This window comes from Hoeflea sp. Naph1, assembly GCF_046837775.1.
Classification (GTDB): domain Bacteria; phylum Pseudomonadota; class Alphaproteobacteria; order Rhizobiales; family Rhizobiaceae; genus Hoeflea.
Genome location: NZ_CP177286.1, coordinates 1,981,156 through 1,998,760 on the forward strand (window position 1 = coordinate 1,981,156; position 17,605 = coordinate 1,998,760).

The following is a 17,605-nucleotide window of genomic DNA, read 5'->3' on the forward strand; positions in this document are numbered from 1 at the left end:
GAGCCATTTAGCCGGTGATCCGGCCAACACTCATATCGCGCTTTCCCACGTGCCCGGGACGTTTTTCAACGGCAAAGCCTGCCGCCTGCAGGTTGCGCCGCACCCAGCCGGCCGCCGAATAGGTCGCCGCCGTCCCGCCTGGAGCGGTTTTCTGCGCGACCGCGCCCAGCAGCTCTGCCGACCACATGTCCGGATTACGTGCGGGGGAAAAACCGTCAAGATACCAGGCATCGGCCAGCAGCCGGGCTTCACGCATACGCTCGAGCGCCATGCCATGATGGATCTGCAGGCGCACCGTTTTTGCTCCGCTGACAAACTCCAGCTCAATGTCGCCTGCCGGGCGCTGCGGCCAGGCATCGGTCAGTTGCTGGCTGCGGCCTGCAAGATCTGGCCAGGCGGAAAGTGCGCGCAACATCGTTTCGCGTGAGAGAAGATGAAGTTCGAAGGAGTGAAACTCCAGCCGTGCCCCTTCCGATGCGGCTGTCTCCCAGGCCGCCCAGGTCTCGATGAAGTTTAGTCCGGTGCCAAAACCGAGTTCGCCGATTGTGAACACATCGCTGCCGGCAAACCGCTCCGGTAGTCCGTTTCCGGCCAAAAATACATGTCGGCACTCCGACCGGCCATCGGTCTTGGAATAATAGAAGTCGCCAAATTCCTCTGAATAAGGCATATCGCCCTCGCGCCAGGACAGTTGGTCTGGGGCGTTCAGTTTAGTCTCATTTGGGTCGGGGAGTGTGCTCATGATGGTTGGCGATAGCCGCGTGGCGCACAGCGGTCAACCCGCGCCCGATCTCCTGATCGCCGGCGCCGGCGTGACCGGCCTGTGGCTGGCGCTGAAGGCGGCGCGCGTTGGCCTCTCGGTGTTGCTGGTTGAGCGCGCCCATGTCGGTGCAGGCGCCAGCGGCGGGTTTCTGGGTGCGCTGATGCCGCACAGCCCTGAGCGTTGGAACGGCAAGAAGGATTTCCAGTTTCGCGCGCTTGTCGATCTGGAGAGTGAAATCGCCACCCTGGAGGCTGAAACCGGACTGAGCTGCGGCTACCGCCGCGTCGGCCGGCTGATGCCTCTGGCCAGCGAACGGGCGCGGACTACAGCACTTGAACGGATTGCCGAAGCGAAAGCCAACTGGGGCGAAGGTTTCCGCTTTGAGGTCCGTCATGGCCCTGAACACCACGACTGGCCCGATATTATCTCCGCGCCGCACGGGCTGGTTCATGAGACGCTGTCGGCGCGGCTGTTGCCGCCGGCCCTGACTGCGGCTCTGGCTGCGCGTCTGGCGACAGTGCCAAATGTCGATATTCGCCTCGGCGTTGGCCTGCTCTCGGTCGACAGGCAGGAAAGCGTCGCCCATCTCTCGGACGGATCGGCCATCGGTTATGGCCATCTTGCACTGGCCAATGGCGTTGACGCTTTCGCTTTTCTGGCTGCGGCGGCGGGCCAGCCATCGGTATCTCTCGGTGGCCCGATCAAGGGGCAGGCGGCGCTGTTTGATGCCGACGTATCGCCGGACTTGCCGCTGGTTTACGATGACGGCATCTATGTGATCGCCCATGACAGTGGCCAGGTTGCGGTCGGTTCGACCAGCGAACGCGAATTCGATGATCCGCACGGCACCGATGTGCTGCTGGATGATGTGATCAAGCGGGCGCGTAGCCTCTGCCCGCTGATCAGGAATGCGCCGGTGGTGCAGCGGTGGGCCGGCTTGCGGCCACGCGCCATTGGTCGCGACCCGATGCTGGGCCCGGTGCCCGGTGCCCCGCGGATTCTGGCGATGGCCGGCGGCTTCAAGATCAGCTTCGGTGTGGCCCACCGCATGGCCGACTGCCTGGTCGCCGAAATTACCGGATCCAGCGGCCCCGTTATGCCCGACAGTTTTTCCGTCGCGCACCATCTCGGCAAGGCTCGGTGATGCGATTATACAGTCAAGCAATTGCAGCGTCGGCAATGTTCGTTATCGCCGGAACAGTTTGAAGATTTTCTTCAAAGTCCGTGCCTCGACATTTGCTAAGGTGCTGCTAGCGTTGCGTGCATAATGAAGGCGGATTCAGATATGACCCAGGTAGTTTATCCTCGTGACATGATCGGATACGGGCGCACCCCGCCTGACCCTAAATGGCCCGGTGGTGCCCATTGCGCGGTTCAGTTCGTTGTCAATTACGAAGAGGGCGGTGAGAGCTGCATTCTTGATGGCGATCCCGCTTCAGAAAATCTTCTATCGGAAATTGTCGGCGCACAGCCCTGGCCGGGACAGCGCAACACCAACATGGAATCGCTCTACGAGTATGGCTCGCGCGTGGGCTTCTGGCGATTGTGGCGACTGTTTACCGAGCGCAAACTGCCGGTTACGGTGTACGGCGTGGCGGCTGCCATGCAGCGCAATCCCGACGCTGTAGCCGCCATGAAGGAAGCCGGCTGGGAGATAGCCAGTCACGGCCTGCGCTGGCTCGAGTACAAGGATTTTTCCGAGGATGAAGAGCGCCACCACATAGCCGAATGTGTCCGCATCCACACCGAGGTTACCGGTTCGCGACCACTCGGCATCTATCAGGGCAAGCCGTCCGTCAATACTTTGCAACTGGTCATGGAGGAGGGCGGTTTTGTCTATTCAGCTGATTCCTACGCTGATGAACTGCCCTATTGGGTCGATGGCCCCAAGGGCCCGCATCTGATCGTGCCCTATACACTGGACGCCAATGACATGCGGTTCGCCACCCCTCAGGGCTTCAACTCGGGCGACCAGTTCTTCACCTACCTCAAGGATACATTCGACGTGTTGATGGCCGAGGGCGCCGCCGGCAGTCCGAAGATGATGTCGATCGGCCTGCATTGCCGACTGGCAGGCCGGCCCGGTCGTGCCGCAGCACTGGCGCGGTTCCTCGATTATGTCGCCTCCCACGACAAGGCCTGGGTAACCCGCCGTATCGACATCGCCAATCACTGGCACGCCCATCACCATCCGGAGAAAACGAAATGATGGACCGCGATGAGTTTGTAGGCCGGTTTGGCGGTGTGTTCGAGCATTCGCCGTGGATTGCGGAGCGGGCTTTCGACAATGGCCGCATCGTCGAGCCATTGCGCGCCGGTCCCGTGCATGAGGCCTTGTGCGCCGAATTCCGCGCCGCCGACCACGACCAGAGGCTGGGCGTGCTGCAGGCTCACCCGGACCTGGCTGGAAAACTCGCCATTGCCGGCGACCTGACCGTGGAATCGAAAAGCGAGCAGGCCGGCGCCGGTCTTGACCGGCTGAGTGCCGACGAACATGCCCGCTTTACCGAGCTCAACACCCGCTACATGCGCGATTTCGGCTTTCCCTTCATCATCGCGGTCAAGGAGCACGACAAGGACAGCATTCTGGCGGCTTTCGAGACCCGCGTCAGCAACGACGCAGCCATCGAGTTTGAAACCGCATGTGCGCAAGTCGAGAAAATCGCCGGCTTTCGCATCTCCGCTCTCCTGCCGGAGGCCTGATCGCCGATGCAAGAACTCACACTCGAGCCGCTGACGGACAAGGCCTTTGCTCCCTTCGGCGCCGTGCTGGACACCGATCTCGCTGAAAAGCGGATGATCAATGAAGGCACAACTGAGCGTTTCCATGCGCTCGCCACGGCTGACACAGAAACAGAGGGTGGCCGCACCATTCTGTCGCTGTTTCGCGGCCAGCCCCGGGTATTTCCCTACAAGATCACCATGATGGAACGCCACCCGCTTGGCAGCCAGGCGTTTTTCCCGGTCACCAACCGGGCCTGGATTGCGGTTGTCGCTGAGGACGAGGATGGTCTTCCGGGGCCGCCGCGCGCGTTCAGGGTGCCGGGCAATGTCGGTGTTCAATACGCCCGCAATATCTGGCATCACCCGCTGATCGCGGTGGGTGAGCCCTGTAATTTTCTGGTAATGGACCGAGAAGGCGACGGCACCAATCTCGAAGAGATCGGGTATCCCGCGCCCTATGTAATCACCGCGCCCTGAAGTCCCCTTTGAAGGAGAAGCCCATGCCCGCTCAACCGCTCGCAACCGGACGCCTGACAACCCACGTTCTCGACACCGCGCGCGGTCGTCCTGCCGCCCATATGGTTATCGAACTCGTTCAGATTGACGGACTGGATCGACGCCACGTCAAGACCGTGCAGACCAATTCCGACGGACGCGTCGATGGCCCGGTTCTGTGCGCTGGCGAATTGACGAGTGGAGTCTACGAGCTGATTTTTCACGCCGGTGATTATTTGCGCTCGGTGGGGGAAGAGTTGCCAAATCCGGCATTTCTCGACGTGATCCCGATCCGTTTCGGCATTGCCGACACCAGTGCCCATTATCACGTGCCGCTGTTGATCTCGGCTTACGGCTATTCAACCTATCGCGGCAGTTGAAGATGGCAGCCAACTGACGGCCCGTGCCGGACGCAATGCGCCCGGCAACATCTCAAACATAAAGTTGGTTTGCATCTCATCCCGCGCCACTCGATCCGCTCACGGGCGGATCGTTGGCTGGCAGGCTGTGGGCTTGCAAGTGAAAACCGCAAGCCGGAAAAAGCGAAAGCCGCGTGGCAGTACATCCGTGCTCACGCGACTTTGTTGGCGATCTCCGAGAAGACCGCTGCTGGAAACCAGCTTGCAGGAAGATGATTAACAAAAGGTTAAGACAAAATTGTGACGCTTTCCCGGTCTGTTAGCGGTTCTGCTTAAATCGCCTCGCCGGCCACATAGACCTGGCGCACCGTGCGGTCGTCGCCCAGTGTCTGCAGCAGGAACAATTCCTCTTCCAGCGTCGAAATCGTTTCGCGGCGGATCTGCATCGCTGGTGTCGCCGACGAATCCAGCGCGATGATGTCGGCGTCGCTACCGGCCTCCAGCGTGCCGATCCGCTCGACCAGCCCCAGCGCTTCGGCATTGCCGCGCGTTGCCTGCCAGAAATTTTCAAGTGGCGGCAGCCGGTGGCCGCGCAATTGCTGGATCTTGTAGGCCTCGTCGAGGGTTCTGAGCAGCGAGTAGCTCGAGCCGCCGCCAATGTCGGTGGCAATCGCCGTGCGCACCCCATGCTGCTTGATCCGCTTGAGATCAAACAGCCCCGAGCCCAGGAACAGGTTCGAGGTCGGGCAATGCACGGCAACCGCACCGGCCTCGGCGATCACCGCCATCTCCCGGTCCGACAGATGGATCGCATGCCCGAGCAGCGCCTTGTCGCTCAGCAAACCGTGACGGGCGTAGACATCGGTGTAGTCCTTGGCGTCAGGATAGAGTTCGAGCGTATAGGCAATCTCGGCGTCATTCTCCGACAGATGGGTCTGGATCAATAAATCGGGATATTCACGTGCCAGCGTGCCGGCGGCATCAAGCTGCGCCGCCGTCGACGTGATGGCAAACCGCGGGGTGATTGCGACATGGTTCCGGGCCTTGCCGTGCCAGCTCTCGATCACGGCCTTGGTGTCGTCGTAGCCCGATTGCGCTGTGTCGGTCAGTTGCTCCGGCGCATTGCGATCCATCATCACCTTGCCGCCGACCATCAGCAGGTTGCGGCGCGTGGCTTCGGCGAAATAGGTGTCGGCGGAACTCTTGTGAACCGAGCAATAGGCGGCTGCCGTTGTCGTGCCCTGACGCAGCAATTCGTCAAAGAACAGTTTGGCGAAGCGGGCGCAGTGATCCGCGTCGGCAAACCGCTGTTCCTCGACGAATGTGTAGGTGTTGAGCCATTCCAGCAGATTGGCGGCATAGCTTGCCGTCACCTGCATCTGCGGGAAATGGATATGCGGATCGATGAATCCCGCCATCAGCAACAGCGGCCGGTGGTCGATGATCTCCGTTCCCTCGGATGCCGAGCGTTTGATGTCGGCATAGGCGCCGGCAGCAGAGATCTTGCCGTCCTCGATCAGCAGCGCACCGTCTTCCTCATAGATGTAACTTGCATGGTCATCCCGCGCTTGCGGGCGGGAGACAAAACTCAAGGTTCGTCCACGCAGCAGTCTGGTCGTCATTGAGCAGTCTCTCCGGCAACGGCCGATTCATACCAGGCGACGATCAGGCGACGCTCTTCGGGTTCGATGAAGCTGACATTGCCGGGCGGCATGGCGTGGCTGCGTCCTGCCTGAAGATAAATTTCCCGTGCGTGGCGGGCGATCTGCGCTTCGGTTTCGAGTTTGACGTCCTTGGGCGCATGGGCGATGCCGTCCCAGAATGGCTCCGCGGCGTGGCACATCGAGCAGCGGCCGAGCACGGTCTCGCTGACGGCTTCGAAATGGGCGTTGTCGACAAACCGCTGGAAGGTCGGCGCAAGCTGGGCTTCCTCGACGGGCTCGTCGGTCCGCGGCAGGCTCGACAGCCACATGATGGCGGCAAACAGCGCCACGGTGACGGCCCAGGTCCAGTGCGGCTTGCCCTGGCGGGCGTGCACCGTATTGAACCAGTGGCGGATGGTGACCCCCATCAGGAACACCAGCGCAGCGATCAGCCAGTTCCACTGGGTGGCAAAGGCCAACGGATAGTGGTTGGACAGCATCAGGAAAATCACCGGCAGGGTGAGGTAGTTGTTGTGCAGCGAGCGCTGCTTGGCGATGCGGCCATATTTCGGGTCCGGCTTGCGTCCGGCCCTGAGGTCGGCGACCACTACCTTCTGGTTGGGAATGATGATCATCGCCACATTGGCGCTCATGATTGTCGCGGTGAAGGCACCCAGATGCAACAGAGCGGCGCGGCCGGTAAATACTTGGGTATAGCCCCAGGCCATCGCCACCAGCACCGCAAACAGCACCACCATCAAGCCGGTCGTGCTGTTGCCGATCGGCGATTTGCACAGAAGGTCATAGATGATCCATCCCAGCACGATCGACGCCACCGAAATGGCAATGGCGATGGGGGCGGAGACATCAAGCACATTGGCGTCGATCAGATAAAGCTCGGCGCCGGCGTAATAGACCACGCACAGCATCGCAAAGCCCGACAGCCAGGTGACGTAGCTTTCCCATTTGAACCAGGTCAGGTGTTCGGGCAGCCGTTCCGGCGCGACCAAGTATTTCTGGATATGGTAGAAGCCGCCGCCATGCACCTGCCATTCTTCGCCGTAGGCGCCTTCGGGCAGGCCCGGCCGTTGCACCAGGCCAAGGTCCAGCGCGATGAAATAGAACGATGATCCGATCCAGGCGATGGCCGTGATCACATGCAGCCAGCGTACGGCGAAGCTCAGCCATTCCCATGCCAGGGCGTATTCGTACATGTGGGTCCCCCAAAAAGCCTTTGATGTTTCGGTGCTTGCTACCGTCATGATGCGCAATGTGGCGCACAATGGGAAGCCTGAGTTGGATGTTCCGGCGTTTAATCAGTTCCGGGTTTTGCCTGAAAATCTTCGCGATTGTCGGAATATTCGCGAAAGGGCCCACGATCCCCGGATTTTCATTTTGACCGTCACATAACTGTTTTCATTTGCGCATTAGAAGGGGCAACGCTACGTTTCCCTTTCGGGATGCGTTCGTTTCACGTGTTTCCCATCTTTGGAGGAAGACTAAATGAAAAGATACATCGCTGCTGGCGTCATCGCCGCACTCATGGCTGGTGTCGCACCAGCCACCGCCGCCACCCAGGTTGATTTCTGGCATGCTTTCACCGGACGCCTTGGCGAGCTTCTTGACGAGCAGGTTTCCAAGTTCAATGCGTCGCAGGACGAGTTCGTGGTCGTTGCCACCAACAAGGGCAATTATTCCGAAACGCTCAACGCCGGCATCGCCGCCTTCCGTGCGGGCGAGCAGCCTGACATTCTTCAGGTCTTCGAAGTCGGCACTGCCACGATGATGGCAGCCAAGGGCGCCATCAAGCCGGTCTATGAAGTGATGGCCGAATCCGGCCTGCCATTCGACCAGTCGGTCTATCTTGCCGCCGTTGCCGGTTATTACACGACCACCGAAGGCCAGATGCTGTCGCTGCCTTACAACTCCTCGACCCCGGTGCTCTACGTCAACAAGGACGCGCTGAAGGCTGCTGGTCTCGATCCGGAAATGGATCTTTCGACCTGGGAACAGGTTGGAACGGCTCTCGACGCGCTCAAGGAATCGGGCAACAAGTGCCCGCTGACGACTGCCTGGCAGAGCTGGGTTCATCTTGAGAACCTGTCAGCCTACCACAATGTGCCGTTTGCTTCGCAGGAGAACGGTTTTGCCGGTCTCGACACCGAACTCACCTTCAATGGTGATGTTCAGGTCAAGCACATCGAAACCATGGGTCAGTGGGCCAAGGACGGCAAGTTCATCTATTCGGGCCGTCGCAACGAAGGTGGCGCACCGTTCCGTGCCGGTGAATGCGCATTGTTCACCGAATCGTCGGCTGGCTATGCCGGCGTGAAGAAGGAAGCGACCTTCGATTTCGCCATTCGCCCGCTGCCTTACTGGAGCGATGTCGAAGGCGCACCGCAAAACACCATCATCGGCGGCGCTTCGCTGTGGGCCATGGCCGGTCAGACCCCGGAAGAATACAAGGGCGTTGCAGCCTTCTTCAACTTCCTGTCCAGCTCGGACATCCAGGCCAAGTGGCACCAGGATACCGGTTATCTGCCGATCACCATGGCGGCCTATGACGCCACCAAGGCTTCCGGTTTCTATGACGAAAACCCGGGCACCGACATCTCCATCATCCAGATGACCGGCAAGGCACCGACTGCCAACTCCAAGGGTCTCCGGCTCGGCAGCTTCGACCAGATCCGCGGCGTCATCGATGAAGAACTCGAAGGTGTCTGGAACGGCTCCAAGTCGGCCAAGGATGCGCTTGACTCGGCTGTCTCGCGCGGCAATGAACTGCTTCGCCGTTTCGAGCAGGCCAACAAGTAACAACACAGTTTTCGGCGGGGTTCACACGAGCCCCGCCGATCCCAATCTTGTTTCGGGTGAACCATGGAAAAGCGCGTCGTCTTCGACAATCGCTGGCTGCCTTATCTCTTGGTGGCGCCGCAACTGCTTGTCACGATCGTGTTCTTCTTCTGGCCCGCCGGTCAGGCGATCTACCAGTCCGCCTTCATTCCCGATCCGTTCGGGCTGAAGACCCAGTTCGTCGGACTTGGCAATTTCGAATATCTGTTTTCCAACCAGTATTATCGCGAGGCGTTTTTCACCACCGGGGTCTTCTCCGTGCTGGTGACGGTCTCGTCGATGTCGTTTGCGCTGTGGCTGGCGGTGCTGGCCGACCGGGTGATCAAGGGCTCGAGCGCCTACCGCACCCTGCTGATCTGGCCCTATGCCGTGGCCCCGGCAATCGCCGGCGTGCTGTGGCTGTTCATGTTCAATCCGTTCACCGGCATCATCGCCTGGATGCTGTCTCAACTGGGCTATGCCTGGAATCACAATCTTGATGGCGGCGAAGCCATGGCGCTGGTGGTGGCGGCTTCGGCCTGGAAGCAAATCAGCTACAATTTTCTGTTTTTTCTCGCCGGTCTGCAGGCAATCCCCAAAAGCGTCATCGAGGCTGCGGCGATCGACGGCGCCAGCTTCTGGCGCCGGTTCTGGACCATCGTTTTCCCGCTGTTGTCGCCGACCACCTTTTTCCTGCTGGTGGTCAATGTCATTTATGCCTTTTTCGATACATTCGGGGTCATTCACACGATTACCCAGGGCGGCCCGCAACAATCGACCACGATCCTTGTCTACAAGGTTTTCGCCGATGGCTTCATCGGCCAGGATCTCGGATCTTCGGCAGCGCAGTCAGTGGTGCTCCTGGTGCTGGTGACAATCCTGACGGTGATCCAGTTCCGGTTCATTGAACGACGGGTGCATTACTGATGAGCGGCATGGTCGAAAAACGAGGTGTCGGAATCTGGCTCACCCATGCCGGCCTGATCCTCGGCGTGGCAATCATCTGCTTTCCGATCTGGATTGCCTTTGTCGCCTCCACGGTGACCCAGGCCGATCTGGTGCGCCCGCCGATGCCGCTGCTGCCGGGGTCGCATTTCATTGACAATTACCTCGAAGCGCTGCTGGCGGGGGGCAATGCGCCGGTATGGAAGATGCTGTTCAACTCGCTGGTGATGGCGCTTGGCATTACCATCGGCAAGATCGCCATCTCGCTGTTGTCGGCCTATGCCATCGTCTATTTCCGGTTCCGCTTCCGGATGTTCTTCTTCTGGATGATCTTTGTCACGCTGATGCTGCCGGTCGAGGTCCGCATCGTTCCCACCTATGAGGTGGTGGCAAGCCTCGGGCTGCTCAACAGCTACACCGGGCTGATCCTGCCGTTGATCGCCTCGGCCACGGCCACCTTCCTGTTCCGCCAACTGTTCATGACCATCCCCGACGAGCTGGTCGAGGCGGCCCGTGTCGACGGCGCCGGACCGATCCGGTTCTTCATCGACATCCTGTTGCCGATGTCGCGCACCAACATCGCCGCCCTGTTTGTCATCCTCTTCATCTACGGCTGGAACCAGTATCTCTGGCCGTTGCTGATCACCACCGACCCGTCGATGAACACAGTCGTCATGGGCATCAAGCAGATCCTGCCGACCGGCGACCAGACGGTCGAGTGGCCGGTGATCATGGCCACCGCCATGCTCGCCATGCTGCCGCCGGTTCTGGTGGTGGTCGGCATGCAGAAGCTCTTCGTCAAGGGCCTGGTCGAAAGCGAGAAATGAGTTCCAATGGCTGAAATCACCCTCAAGGCAATCCGGAAGAACTACGGCCGCACCGAGGTCATCCACGGCATCGATGCAAAGATCAGCGACGGCGAGTTCATCGTCATTGTCGGCCCGTCGGGCTGCGGCAAGTCCACTCTGCTGCGCATGGTTGCCGGGCTTGAGACCATCACCTCGGGTGAGATCACCATCGGCGACCGGGTGGTCAACGATCTCGAGCCGCGTGAACGCGACATCGCCATGGTGTTTCAGAACTACGCGCTCTATCCGCATATGAGCGTGTTCGACAACATGGCCTACGGGCTCAAGATCGCCAATGTACCAAAGCCGGAGATCCTCGACCGTGTCACCGAGGCGGCGCGGATGCTCGAACTCGAGCCCTATCTCGACCGCAAGCCGCGACAGCTCTCCGGCGGCCAACGCCAGCGCGTGGCCATGGGCCGGGCGATTGTCCGCAAACCCGCGGTTTTCCTGTTTGACGAGCCGCTGTCCAATCTTGATGCAAAGTTGCGTGTGCAGATGCGCCTCGAGATCAAGGCGTTGCAGCGCAAGCTCGGCGTCACCGCGCTCTATGTCACCCACGATCAGGTCGAGGCGATGACGCTGGCTGACCGCATGATCGTCATGAATGCTGGCGTCGCCGAACAGATGGGCGCGCCGCTCGAGGTCTATGCCAACCCGCAGACCCTGTTTGTGGCGGGGTTCATCGGTTCGCCGCCGATGAATGTGCTCAAGACCGAAATCACCGATGGCACCGCCACGGTTGGCGGTGGGTATCAGGTGCGGGGCAGGGACCTCGGTGCCGGATCGGTAATCGGCGTGCGGCCCGAACATATTTCGCTCGTTGCACAGGGGACCGGCCTGTTTGACGCAACCGTGAATTTTTGCGAGCCGCTCGGCGCGGAAACGCTTGTGCACATGCTGACTGCCACGGGCGACAATGTGGTGGTGCGCATCGACGGCGAGGTCACCCTGCCCAAGCCTGGCGACAACGCAGGATTGGCGGTGGACCCGTCACGACTGCTGGTGTTCGATGCCAACGGCAAGCGCATCGCTGACATTATCCCGGCCGGATAGGCCGACCTGCGGGTTTGGCCAATCGGACTCGAGCCCACGCAGACCGTGCCGTAAAGGCGCTTGCTTGATGTTTGTCAGTCCATATGCGCGGCGGGTGCACCGGCGGGTGCGGCCATCTTCGGCTTGCGCAGCATCAGCGCCAGCGGAACCGCGCACAACGTCACCACCATCATCAGCTTGAAATCGTTGTTATAGGAAATCATCAGCGCCTGCTGGTTGACCAGCCCGTCGAGCACCTGCAGCATTTCCGGGCTGGATGCCGCGTTTGGAATCACGCTTTTCAGCGTTGGATTGTACGGGTTGATGAAGGCGCCGAGTTCGACATGATTGATCTGCAGATTGCGGCTGAGAAACAGCGTCACCACCGAAATGCCGATCGATGAGCCGATATTTCGCACCAGGCTGAACATGCTGGCCGCATCGGTGCGGTACTGCACCGGCAGCGTGGCAAAAGCCACGGTCGACAGCGGCACGAACACCAGGCCGAGACCAAGCCCCTGGACGATGCCGGTGGAAATCACCGGCCAACTGTCCATCTGCGGCGAGAAGCTGGTCATCATGTGCAGCGAGTATGCTGTCAGCAGTAGCCCGGTGATGACCAGATAGCGGGCATCAACGGTGCGCACCAGCCGCCCGACCAGCAGCATCGACACCATCGTGCCCATGCCGCGCGGCGCCATCACCAGTCCCGTCGTTATGGTCGAATAACCGAATACCCGCGACAGCATCGGCGGCAACAGCGCCAGACTGGCCAGCAGCACGATGCCGACGACAAAAATCAGCACCAGACCGGTCGCGAAATTGCGGTCAGCAAAGATTTTTGGATCGACGAAGGTGTCTTCATTGCTGGCCAGATGCACGATGAATATCCAGAAGCCGGTGATCGCCAGCGCCAATTCAATCCATACTTCCCAGGCTTCGAACCAGTCCACCTCGCCACCGCGGTCGAGCATCAGCTGCAGGGCGCCGACGCCGAGCGAAAGCATGGCGAAGCCGAAGAAATCGAAGCGCCGCAACCGCCGCGCCACTTCCGGCAAATAGCCCGCGCAGCCCATGAAGGCGATAATGCCGACCGGCAGGTTGATGAAGAACACCCACCGCCAGTTCAGCGTATCGGTGAGCCACCCGCCCAGCGTCGGCCCGATGATCGGGCCGACCATGATGCCGGCGCCCCAGATTGCCATCGCCTGCCCGTGCCGTTCTTTCGGGTTGATGTCGAGCAGGAAAGTCTGTGACAGCGGCACGATTGCCGCGCCGAACACGCCTTGCAGAATTCTGAAGCCCACCATCACTTCAAGGTTCGGTGCCATCCCGCAGGCCATCGAGGCGATGGTGAAGCCGACAATCGACAGCAGGAACAACTGCCGTCGGCCGACCCGATCGGCGATCCAGCCGGTGACCGGCGTCATGATCGCCGCTGCCACGATATAGGAGGTGAGAACCCAGGTTATGGTGTCTTGGGAGGCTTCCAGATCGCCGACCATCGACGGCAACGCCACATTGGCGATCGTCGTGTCGAGCACCTGCATGATGGTCGCCAGCATGATCGAGACCGTGATAAGGCCGCGATGCGGCACATCATGGCCAGGATCGATGGAAGTGCTCATGGCTGTTGGTTTCCGGCGTGAAAATTATTCCGCGGCTTTGGCTGAACTGAAAAGGTCGCCAAAGCTGCGGCTTGCGCCGGTGTCCACGGTCACGGTGGCGCTCAGGCCCGAACGCGCCAGAATGTTGGCTTCGGGGTTGTCAAGCGTCAGTCGAACCGGGATCCGCTGCGTGACCTTGACCCAGTTTCCGGTGGCGTTCTGCGCCGGGAGCAACGAGAATTCTGCGCCGGTTCCGGCGCCGATTGAATCCACCGAAGCCTTGAACCGCCGGTCTGGAAAGATGTCGAATACCACTTCGGCCGGCTGCGACGGTTTCATATGGGCCAGTTGCGGCTCCTTGAAATTGGCGTCAATCCAGGAATTTGAAGTCTCGACAATATCAAAAAGCGCCGCACCCGGTGTCACATATTCGCCCGGTCGGAACGACGAAGCCTGGTAAACCAGCCCGTCGGCGGGGGCATAAACCGTGGCTACGGCAAGATTGTAGGCGGCTTTGTCGCGCGCGGCCTTGGCGGCAACCACCATCGGGTGGGAATCGATGTCGCCATCCAGATTTCCGGCCAAAGCTGCCTTGGCGGTGGCCACGCTCTGCTGTGCCGCGATCAGGTCTTCGGCCGCCTTGCGCGCGGTGTGGCGCGCATCGTCGAGTGACGATGTGGTTGTCACGCCTTTGGTTGTCAGTGCCTTCTGGCGGTCGAGATTGTCCTGGTAAAAGGCGACATCGTCGGAAGCGATCCGCTCCTGGGTCAGTGCCTGCTTGTAGGCAGCACGCAACTGGATGATGTTTAGGCGAGCGCTTTCAACGGCGGCATTGGCCTGATTGAGTGCGATCTGCAACGGCTCCGGATCGACCTGAAACAGCACGTCGCCCTTCTTGACCGGCTTGTTTTCGCTGACATTGACGCTGACAACCCGCCCGGCAATTTCGCTGGCGATGCTGATTCGCGACAGCCGCAGATTGGCGTTTTCGGTTTCCTCGAACCGGCCACCGGAGATCCAGGCATAGGCGCCGCCGAGAATCAGCAGGCTCGGCACCAGCAGCATCAGCACGTTGCGTCGGGCTTTCGACTTCTTCTTTGCCGGCACCGATTCGCTACCCTGTGCCCCAGGGGCGCTCGCCGTTGCCACCGGCGCGGTGCCAGGGCGCGAGTCTCGCGAAGTCGGAGCGTCGGCATTTGCAGCGGAGAGTTTGGTCTGGGTGCTCATCAACTAGCCTGAAATTCGGCGGCATCAGCAGCCGCCTGGGGTTCATCGGAGGACATGTTTTCAACAACAATGGCCAGTGCCGAGACCAGCGTTTGACGATGATCGTCATCAAGTCCCGTCATCGCCATCTCGAACACATCGGCGGCCACCGCCTTGATCGTCGAATAGGCCGCCATGCTTTTTTCGGTCGGAATGATCCGGTTGGTCCGGCGATCGCTTTCATGCGCGCAGCGTTTGACCCAACCGGCCTGTTCCATCCGGTCAATCAACCGCGAGACACTTATCGGTTCGATTTCCAGCAAATCGGCCAGCCGCGCCTGGGTGGCATTTTCCTCGCGCACCGCCCGCACCAGTAGCCGCCATTGCGCTGATGACAGGCCATGCTCCTGCATCCGCGTCTCGAAACTCTTGCGCAGCAACCGGGCCGCGTCGTGGATCAGGAAACCGAATTGATCGATCGAAGCTTTATTCATAAGCGCCATATATTGTAAGCATGCTTATGGAGCAAGCGCCATCCATACAACTTTCCGTGTAGGGCAGAGCATCCCCATTGCCGAAATTCCTTGGCAGCAGCCCCAAAACCGCGCGGCAATGGTGCAGCGGGAAGGATCGCCTTCGGGCGCGCAAATCCGTTGATCGCGATGGCGAAATGTGACAACGCTGGGTCAGGCAACAGGTTGGCGCGGCGGTCTCATGGACAATCCCGATTTCATCATTGTCGGCGCCGGTTCATCCGGTTGTGTCATGGCCGAGCGCCTGTCTGCCTCTGGCCGCCACAAGGTTCTGCTGCTGGAAGCGGGCGGCGACGACAGGCGGTTTTTCGTGCAGATGCCGCTGGGCTACGGCAAGACCTTTTTCGACAAGCGGGTCAACTGGATGTACCGCGCGGAACCGGATCCGGGGCTTGCCGGCAACGTCGATCACTGGCCGCGCGGGCGCGTGCTCGGTGGCTCATCCTCGATCAACGCCATGGTGTGGGTTCGCGGTGCGCGCGCCGATTTCGACGAGTGGCGCGATGCCGGCAATCCGGGCTGGGGGGCAGACGAGATCTGCGCGGCTTTCCGCGAGATCGAATGTGCGGCCATCGGTGACGATTCCGTTCGCGGCCGTTCCGGACCCCTCAAGCTGTTTGTACCCGACAGGACCGTGCATCCACTGACCCGCAAATGGTTCGAAAGCGCGCAGGCCATCGGCTTGCCGATGAACCCCGATTTCAACGGTGACAGCCAGGATGGCGTCGGCCTGTTCGAATTCACCATTCACAAGGGCAGACGGCTGTCGTCCGCGCGGGCCTTCCTGCGCCCTGCGATGTCACGGCCCAATCTGCGGGTGATCACCGGCGCTCATGTGACCGGCCTGACGTTTGAAGGCCAGCGTGCCACCGGCGTGACCTATATGCGCCGCGGCAAGACCGTGGCGATCAAGGCCGGGTGTGAAGTGGTCCTGAGCGGCGGATCGGTCAATTCACCGCAATTGCTGCAACTTTCGGGCATCGGACCCGCCGATCATCTCCAATCCCTCGGGATCGGAGTTCGTGCCGATAACGCCCATGTCGGGCGCAATCTTGAAGACCATATCGGCACCAACTACACCTTCCGCGCCAATTGCCCGACCATCAACCAGCAACTCGGGCCCTGGTGGGGAAAACTGTCAGCCGGCCTGCGCTACGTACTTATGCGCGACGGACCGTTGTCGGTCAGTCTCAACCAGGCTGGCGGCTTCATCCGCACGGATACGGGACGCACGCGGCCCAACATGCAGCTCTATTTCCAGGCCTTCTCCACGGTTCTTCCACGACCTGGCGAACGGCCGATCCTGAGCCCCGACCCGTGGCCGGGCTTTTCCATCGGTTGGTCCAATTGCCGCCCCAAGAGCCGCGGCGAGATCATGATCCGCTCGGACGACCCGTTCGAGCCGCCGAAGATTGCCGCCAACGCGCTGTCGCATCAAGATGACGTCGCGGAGATGTTGGCGACCGGCAAGATCATACGGCGGATGGCGGCGACCAGGCCGCTGGCCGATTACATCGAGACGGAATTGCTGCCCGGTCCCGATGTCATCGAGGATGAGGCCTTGATCGAGGATTTTCGCCGCCGTTCCGGCACGGTCTACCATCCGGTCGCTACCTGTCGCATGGGGCCTGATCCTGCGCGATCCGTGGTCGATTCACGGCTACGGGTGCATGGTGTTGGCGGCTTGCGCGTGGTCGACTGCTCGGTGTTCCCGAATATCGTCACCGGCAACACCAATGCCGCTGCCATGGCCACGGCATGGCGGGCATCCGAACTGGTGCTTCAGGACAACGCCTGACGGGCGTCTTCGCGCCAATCAACAAGTGCGGCAATGATATCGGCGGCCACGGTCGCAGCAATCACTTCAGGCCGCTTGTCGGCGATCTTGCGCCCGATCGGGCAGACCAGCTTAGCAATCCGTGCCTTGTCGCCGCCTTCGCGAACATATTGATGCTCGAAGGTGACGCGCTTGGTATCCGATCCGATCATGCCCACCTGCGCCAGGTCATCGCGGTGAAGTGCCGCCGTGACGATCAGGAAATCCAGCGCGTGGTCGTGGGTGAGAACAATCACCGCGCTTCCCTGTGCGATATCTGCGACCAGACTTTCGGGCAGGGCGGTCAGGTGCCGGTTGGCACCCTCGGGCATCCGTTCCAGCTCGTCGCTTCTTGTCTCGACGGCATGGACCTTGACCGGCAACAACAACAGCGCATTCGCCAGCGCCCGGCCGACATGCCCGCCGCCAAACAGCCAGACTTCCGGGTCGGCAGCGTCCTCGGCCCTGACCATATCGGCGATCTCGTCATAACGGGGTTCGGTGACGATCTCGAACGACAGCGTCACGTGGCCGCCACAGCATTGGCCGATGGCCGGCCCCAGAGGCAGCGCCAGGTCTTTAGCACCATGGCCGGCCAGCACATCGCGCGCCTGGTCGACGGCTTCGAGTTCCAGACGACCGCCGCCGATGGTACCAAACAGCCCGTTTTTTGACACCAACATCCAGGCGTCGATGTCGCGCGGTGTCGATCCCTTGGCTTCGCGCACGCGAACCAGCACGAAACCGTTCGCGCCGGCTCGTTGCTCGAATTTTTGGTAGGCGGCAAGCCGTGCCATTT

17 protein-coding genes are annotated in these 17,605 nt (G+C 60.7%); 10 read left to right on the forward strand and 7 right to left on the reverse strand.

Features of this window, described 5'->3' with window-relative positions; genetic code table 11:
• Positions 1–7: 7 nt before the first annotated feature.
• Positions 8–742 (reverse strand): tRNA (5-methylaminomethyl-2-thiouridine)(34)-methyltransferase MnmD, encoded by a 735-nt coding sequence (gene mnmD, locus ACK6D9_RS09395; RefSeq protein ID WP_412051461.1) that lies wholly within the window; start codon positions 740–742, stop codon positions 8–10.
• On the opposite strand from mnmD, the gene ACK6D9_RS09400 reads away from it, so the two are divergent.
• The 5 genes from ACK6D9_RS09400 to uraH all read left to right on the forward strand — a co-directional run bounded on the left by ACK6D9_RS09400 (position 741) and on the right by uraH (position 4,362).
• Positions 741–1,907: an NAD(P)/FAD-dependent oxidoreductase gene (locus ACK6D9_RS09400; RefSeq protein WP_412051462.1), complete on the forward strand. Its 1,167-nt coding sequence runs from the start codon at positions 741–743 to the stop codon at positions 1,905–1,907. The two genes, mnmD and ACK6D9_RS09400, sit on opposite strands and share 2 nt — an antisense overlap.
• 141 nt (positions 1,908–2,048) lie before the next feature.
• A complete protein-coding gene (puuE, locus tag ACK6D9_RS09405; protein ID WP_412051463.1) occupies positions 2,049–2,972 on the forward strand; it encodes an allantoinase PuuE in 924 nt (307 codons plus the stop codon).
• Positions 2,969–3,466, forward strand: coding sequence for a 2-oxo-4-hydroxy-4-carboxy-5-ureidoimidazoline decarboxylase (gene uraD, locus ACK6D9_RS09410; protein WP_412051464.1), 498 nt, complete (start codon positions 2,969–2,971; stop codon positions 3,464–3,466). Before puuE ends, uraD begins: the two co-directional genes overlap by 4 nt.
• Positions 3,467–3,472: 6 nt before the next feature.
• Complete coding sequence (locus tag ACK6D9_RS09415; protein ID WP_412051465.1) at positions 3,473–3,964, forward strand: ureidoglycolate lyase; 492 nt, start codon at positions 3,473–3,475, stop codon at positions 3,962–3,964.
• A gap of 23 nt (positions 3,965–3,987) precedes the next feature.
• The gene (gene uraH, locus ACK6D9_RS09420; RefSeq protein WP_412051466.1) at positions 3,988–4,362 is read left to right on the forward strand and encodes a hydroxyisourate hydrolase; all 375 of its coding nucleotides are present in this window, start codon (positions 3,988–3,990) and stop codon (positions 4,360–4,362) included.
• A 311-nt stretch (positions 4,363–4,673) separates the two neighbouring features.
• On the opposite strand, the gene guaD is transcribed toward uraH, so the two are convergent.
• Together guaD and ACK6D9_RS09430 are read right to left on the reverse strand one after the other, a co-directional pair.
• Positions 4,674–5,963, reverse strand: coding sequence for a guanine deaminase (guaD, locus tag ACK6D9_RS09425; protein ID WP_412051467.1), 1,290 nt, complete (start codon positions 5,961–5,963; stop codon positions 4,674–4,676).
• Complete coding sequence (locus tag ACK6D9_RS09430; protein WP_267655888.1) at positions 5,960–7,198, reverse strand: urate hydroxylase PuuD; 1,239 nt, start codon at positions 7,196–7,198, stop codon at positions 5,960–5,962. The genes guaD and ACK6D9_RS09430 overlap by 4 nt, the downstream gene beginning before the upstream one ends.
• Before the next feature lie 289 nt (positions 7,199–7,487).
• Here ACK6D9_RS09430 and ugpB point away from each other — a divergent pair, with 289 nt between their 5' ends.
• The 4 genes from ugpB (at position 7,488) to ACK6D9_RS09450 (ending at position 11,665) form a co-directional block, all read left to right on the forward strand.
• Complete coding sequence (gene ugpB / locus ACK6D9_RS09435; protein ID WP_267655889.1) at positions 7,488–8,798, forward strand: sn-glycerol-3-phosphate ABC transporter substrate-binding protein UgpB; 1,311 nt, start codon at positions 7,488–7,490, stop codon at positions 8,796–8,798.
• Between the two features lie 63 nt (positions 8,799–8,861).
• Entirely contained in the window at positions 8,862–9,743 is an 882-nt protein-coding gene (ugpA, locus tag ACK6D9_RS09440) for a sn-glycerol-3-phosphate ABC transporter permease UgpA (RefSeq protein ID WP_412051468.1), read from the forward strand.
• A gap of 8 nt (positions 9,744–9,751) precedes the next feature.
• Positions 9,752–10,588 carry a sn-glycerol-3-phosphate ABC transporter permease UgpE gene (gene ugpE / locus ACK6D9_RS09445; protein ID WP_412051773.1) on the forward strand — a complete coding sequence of 279 codons (837 nt, stop codon included), beginning with the start codon at positions 9,752–9,754 and terminating at the stop codon, positions 10,586–10,588.
• 6 nt (positions 10,589–10,594) lie between these two features.
• Positions 10,595–11,665, forward strand: coding sequence for a sn-glycerol-3-phosphate import ATP-binding protein UgpC (locus tag ACK6D9_RS09450; protein WP_412051469.1), 1,071 nt, complete (start codon positions 10,595–10,597; stop codon positions 11,663–11,665).
• Between the two features lie 74 nt (positions 11,666–11,739).
• On the opposite strand, the gene ACK6D9_RS09455 is transcribed toward ACK6D9_RS09450, so the two are convergent.
• Genes ACK6D9_RS09455 through ACK6D9_RS09465 form a run of 3 tightly spaced genes read right to left on the reverse strand, consistent with a single transcriptional unit; the run spans position 11,740 to position 14,960 of the window.
• A complete protein-coding gene (locus ACK6D9_RS09455; RefSeq protein WP_412051470.1) occupies positions 11,740–13,272 on the reverse strand; it encodes a DHA2 family efflux MFS transporter permease subunit in 1,533 nt (510 codons plus the stop codon).
• Between the two features lie 24 nt (positions 13,273–13,296).
• A complete protein-coding gene (locus tag ACK6D9_RS09460) occupies positions 13,297–14,478 on the reverse strand; it encodes an HlyD family secretion protein (RefSeq protein ID WP_412051471.1) in 1,182 nt (393 codons plus the stop codon).
• Entirely contained in the window at positions 14,478–14,960 is a 483-nt protein-coding gene (locus ACK6D9_RS09465; protein WP_412051472.1) for a MarR family winged helix-turn-helix transcriptional regulator, read from the reverse strand. The genes ACK6D9_RS09460 and ACK6D9_RS09465 overlap by 1 nt, the downstream gene beginning before the upstream one ends.
• Positions 14,961–15,171: 211 nt before the next feature.
• Here ACK6D9_RS09465 and ACK6D9_RS09470 point away from each other — a divergent pair, with 211 nt between their 5' ends.
• Positions 15,172–16,788, forward strand: a complete 1,617-nt coding sequence (locus ACK6D9_RS09470; RefSeq protein WP_412051473.1) for a GMC family oxidoreductase — start codon at positions 15,172–15,174, stop codon at positions 16,786–16,788.
• On the opposite strand, the gene xdhC is transcribed toward ACK6D9_RS09470, so the two are convergent.
• Entirely contained in the window at positions 16,773–17,603 is an 831-nt protein-coding gene (gene xdhC / locus ACK6D9_RS09475) for a xanthine dehydrogenase accessory protein XdhC (RefSeq protein WP_412051474.1), read from the reverse strand. The two genes, ACK6D9_RS09470 and xdhC, sit on opposite strands and share 16 nt — an antisense overlap.
• Between the last annotated feature and the right edge of the window lie 2 nt (positions 17,604–17,605).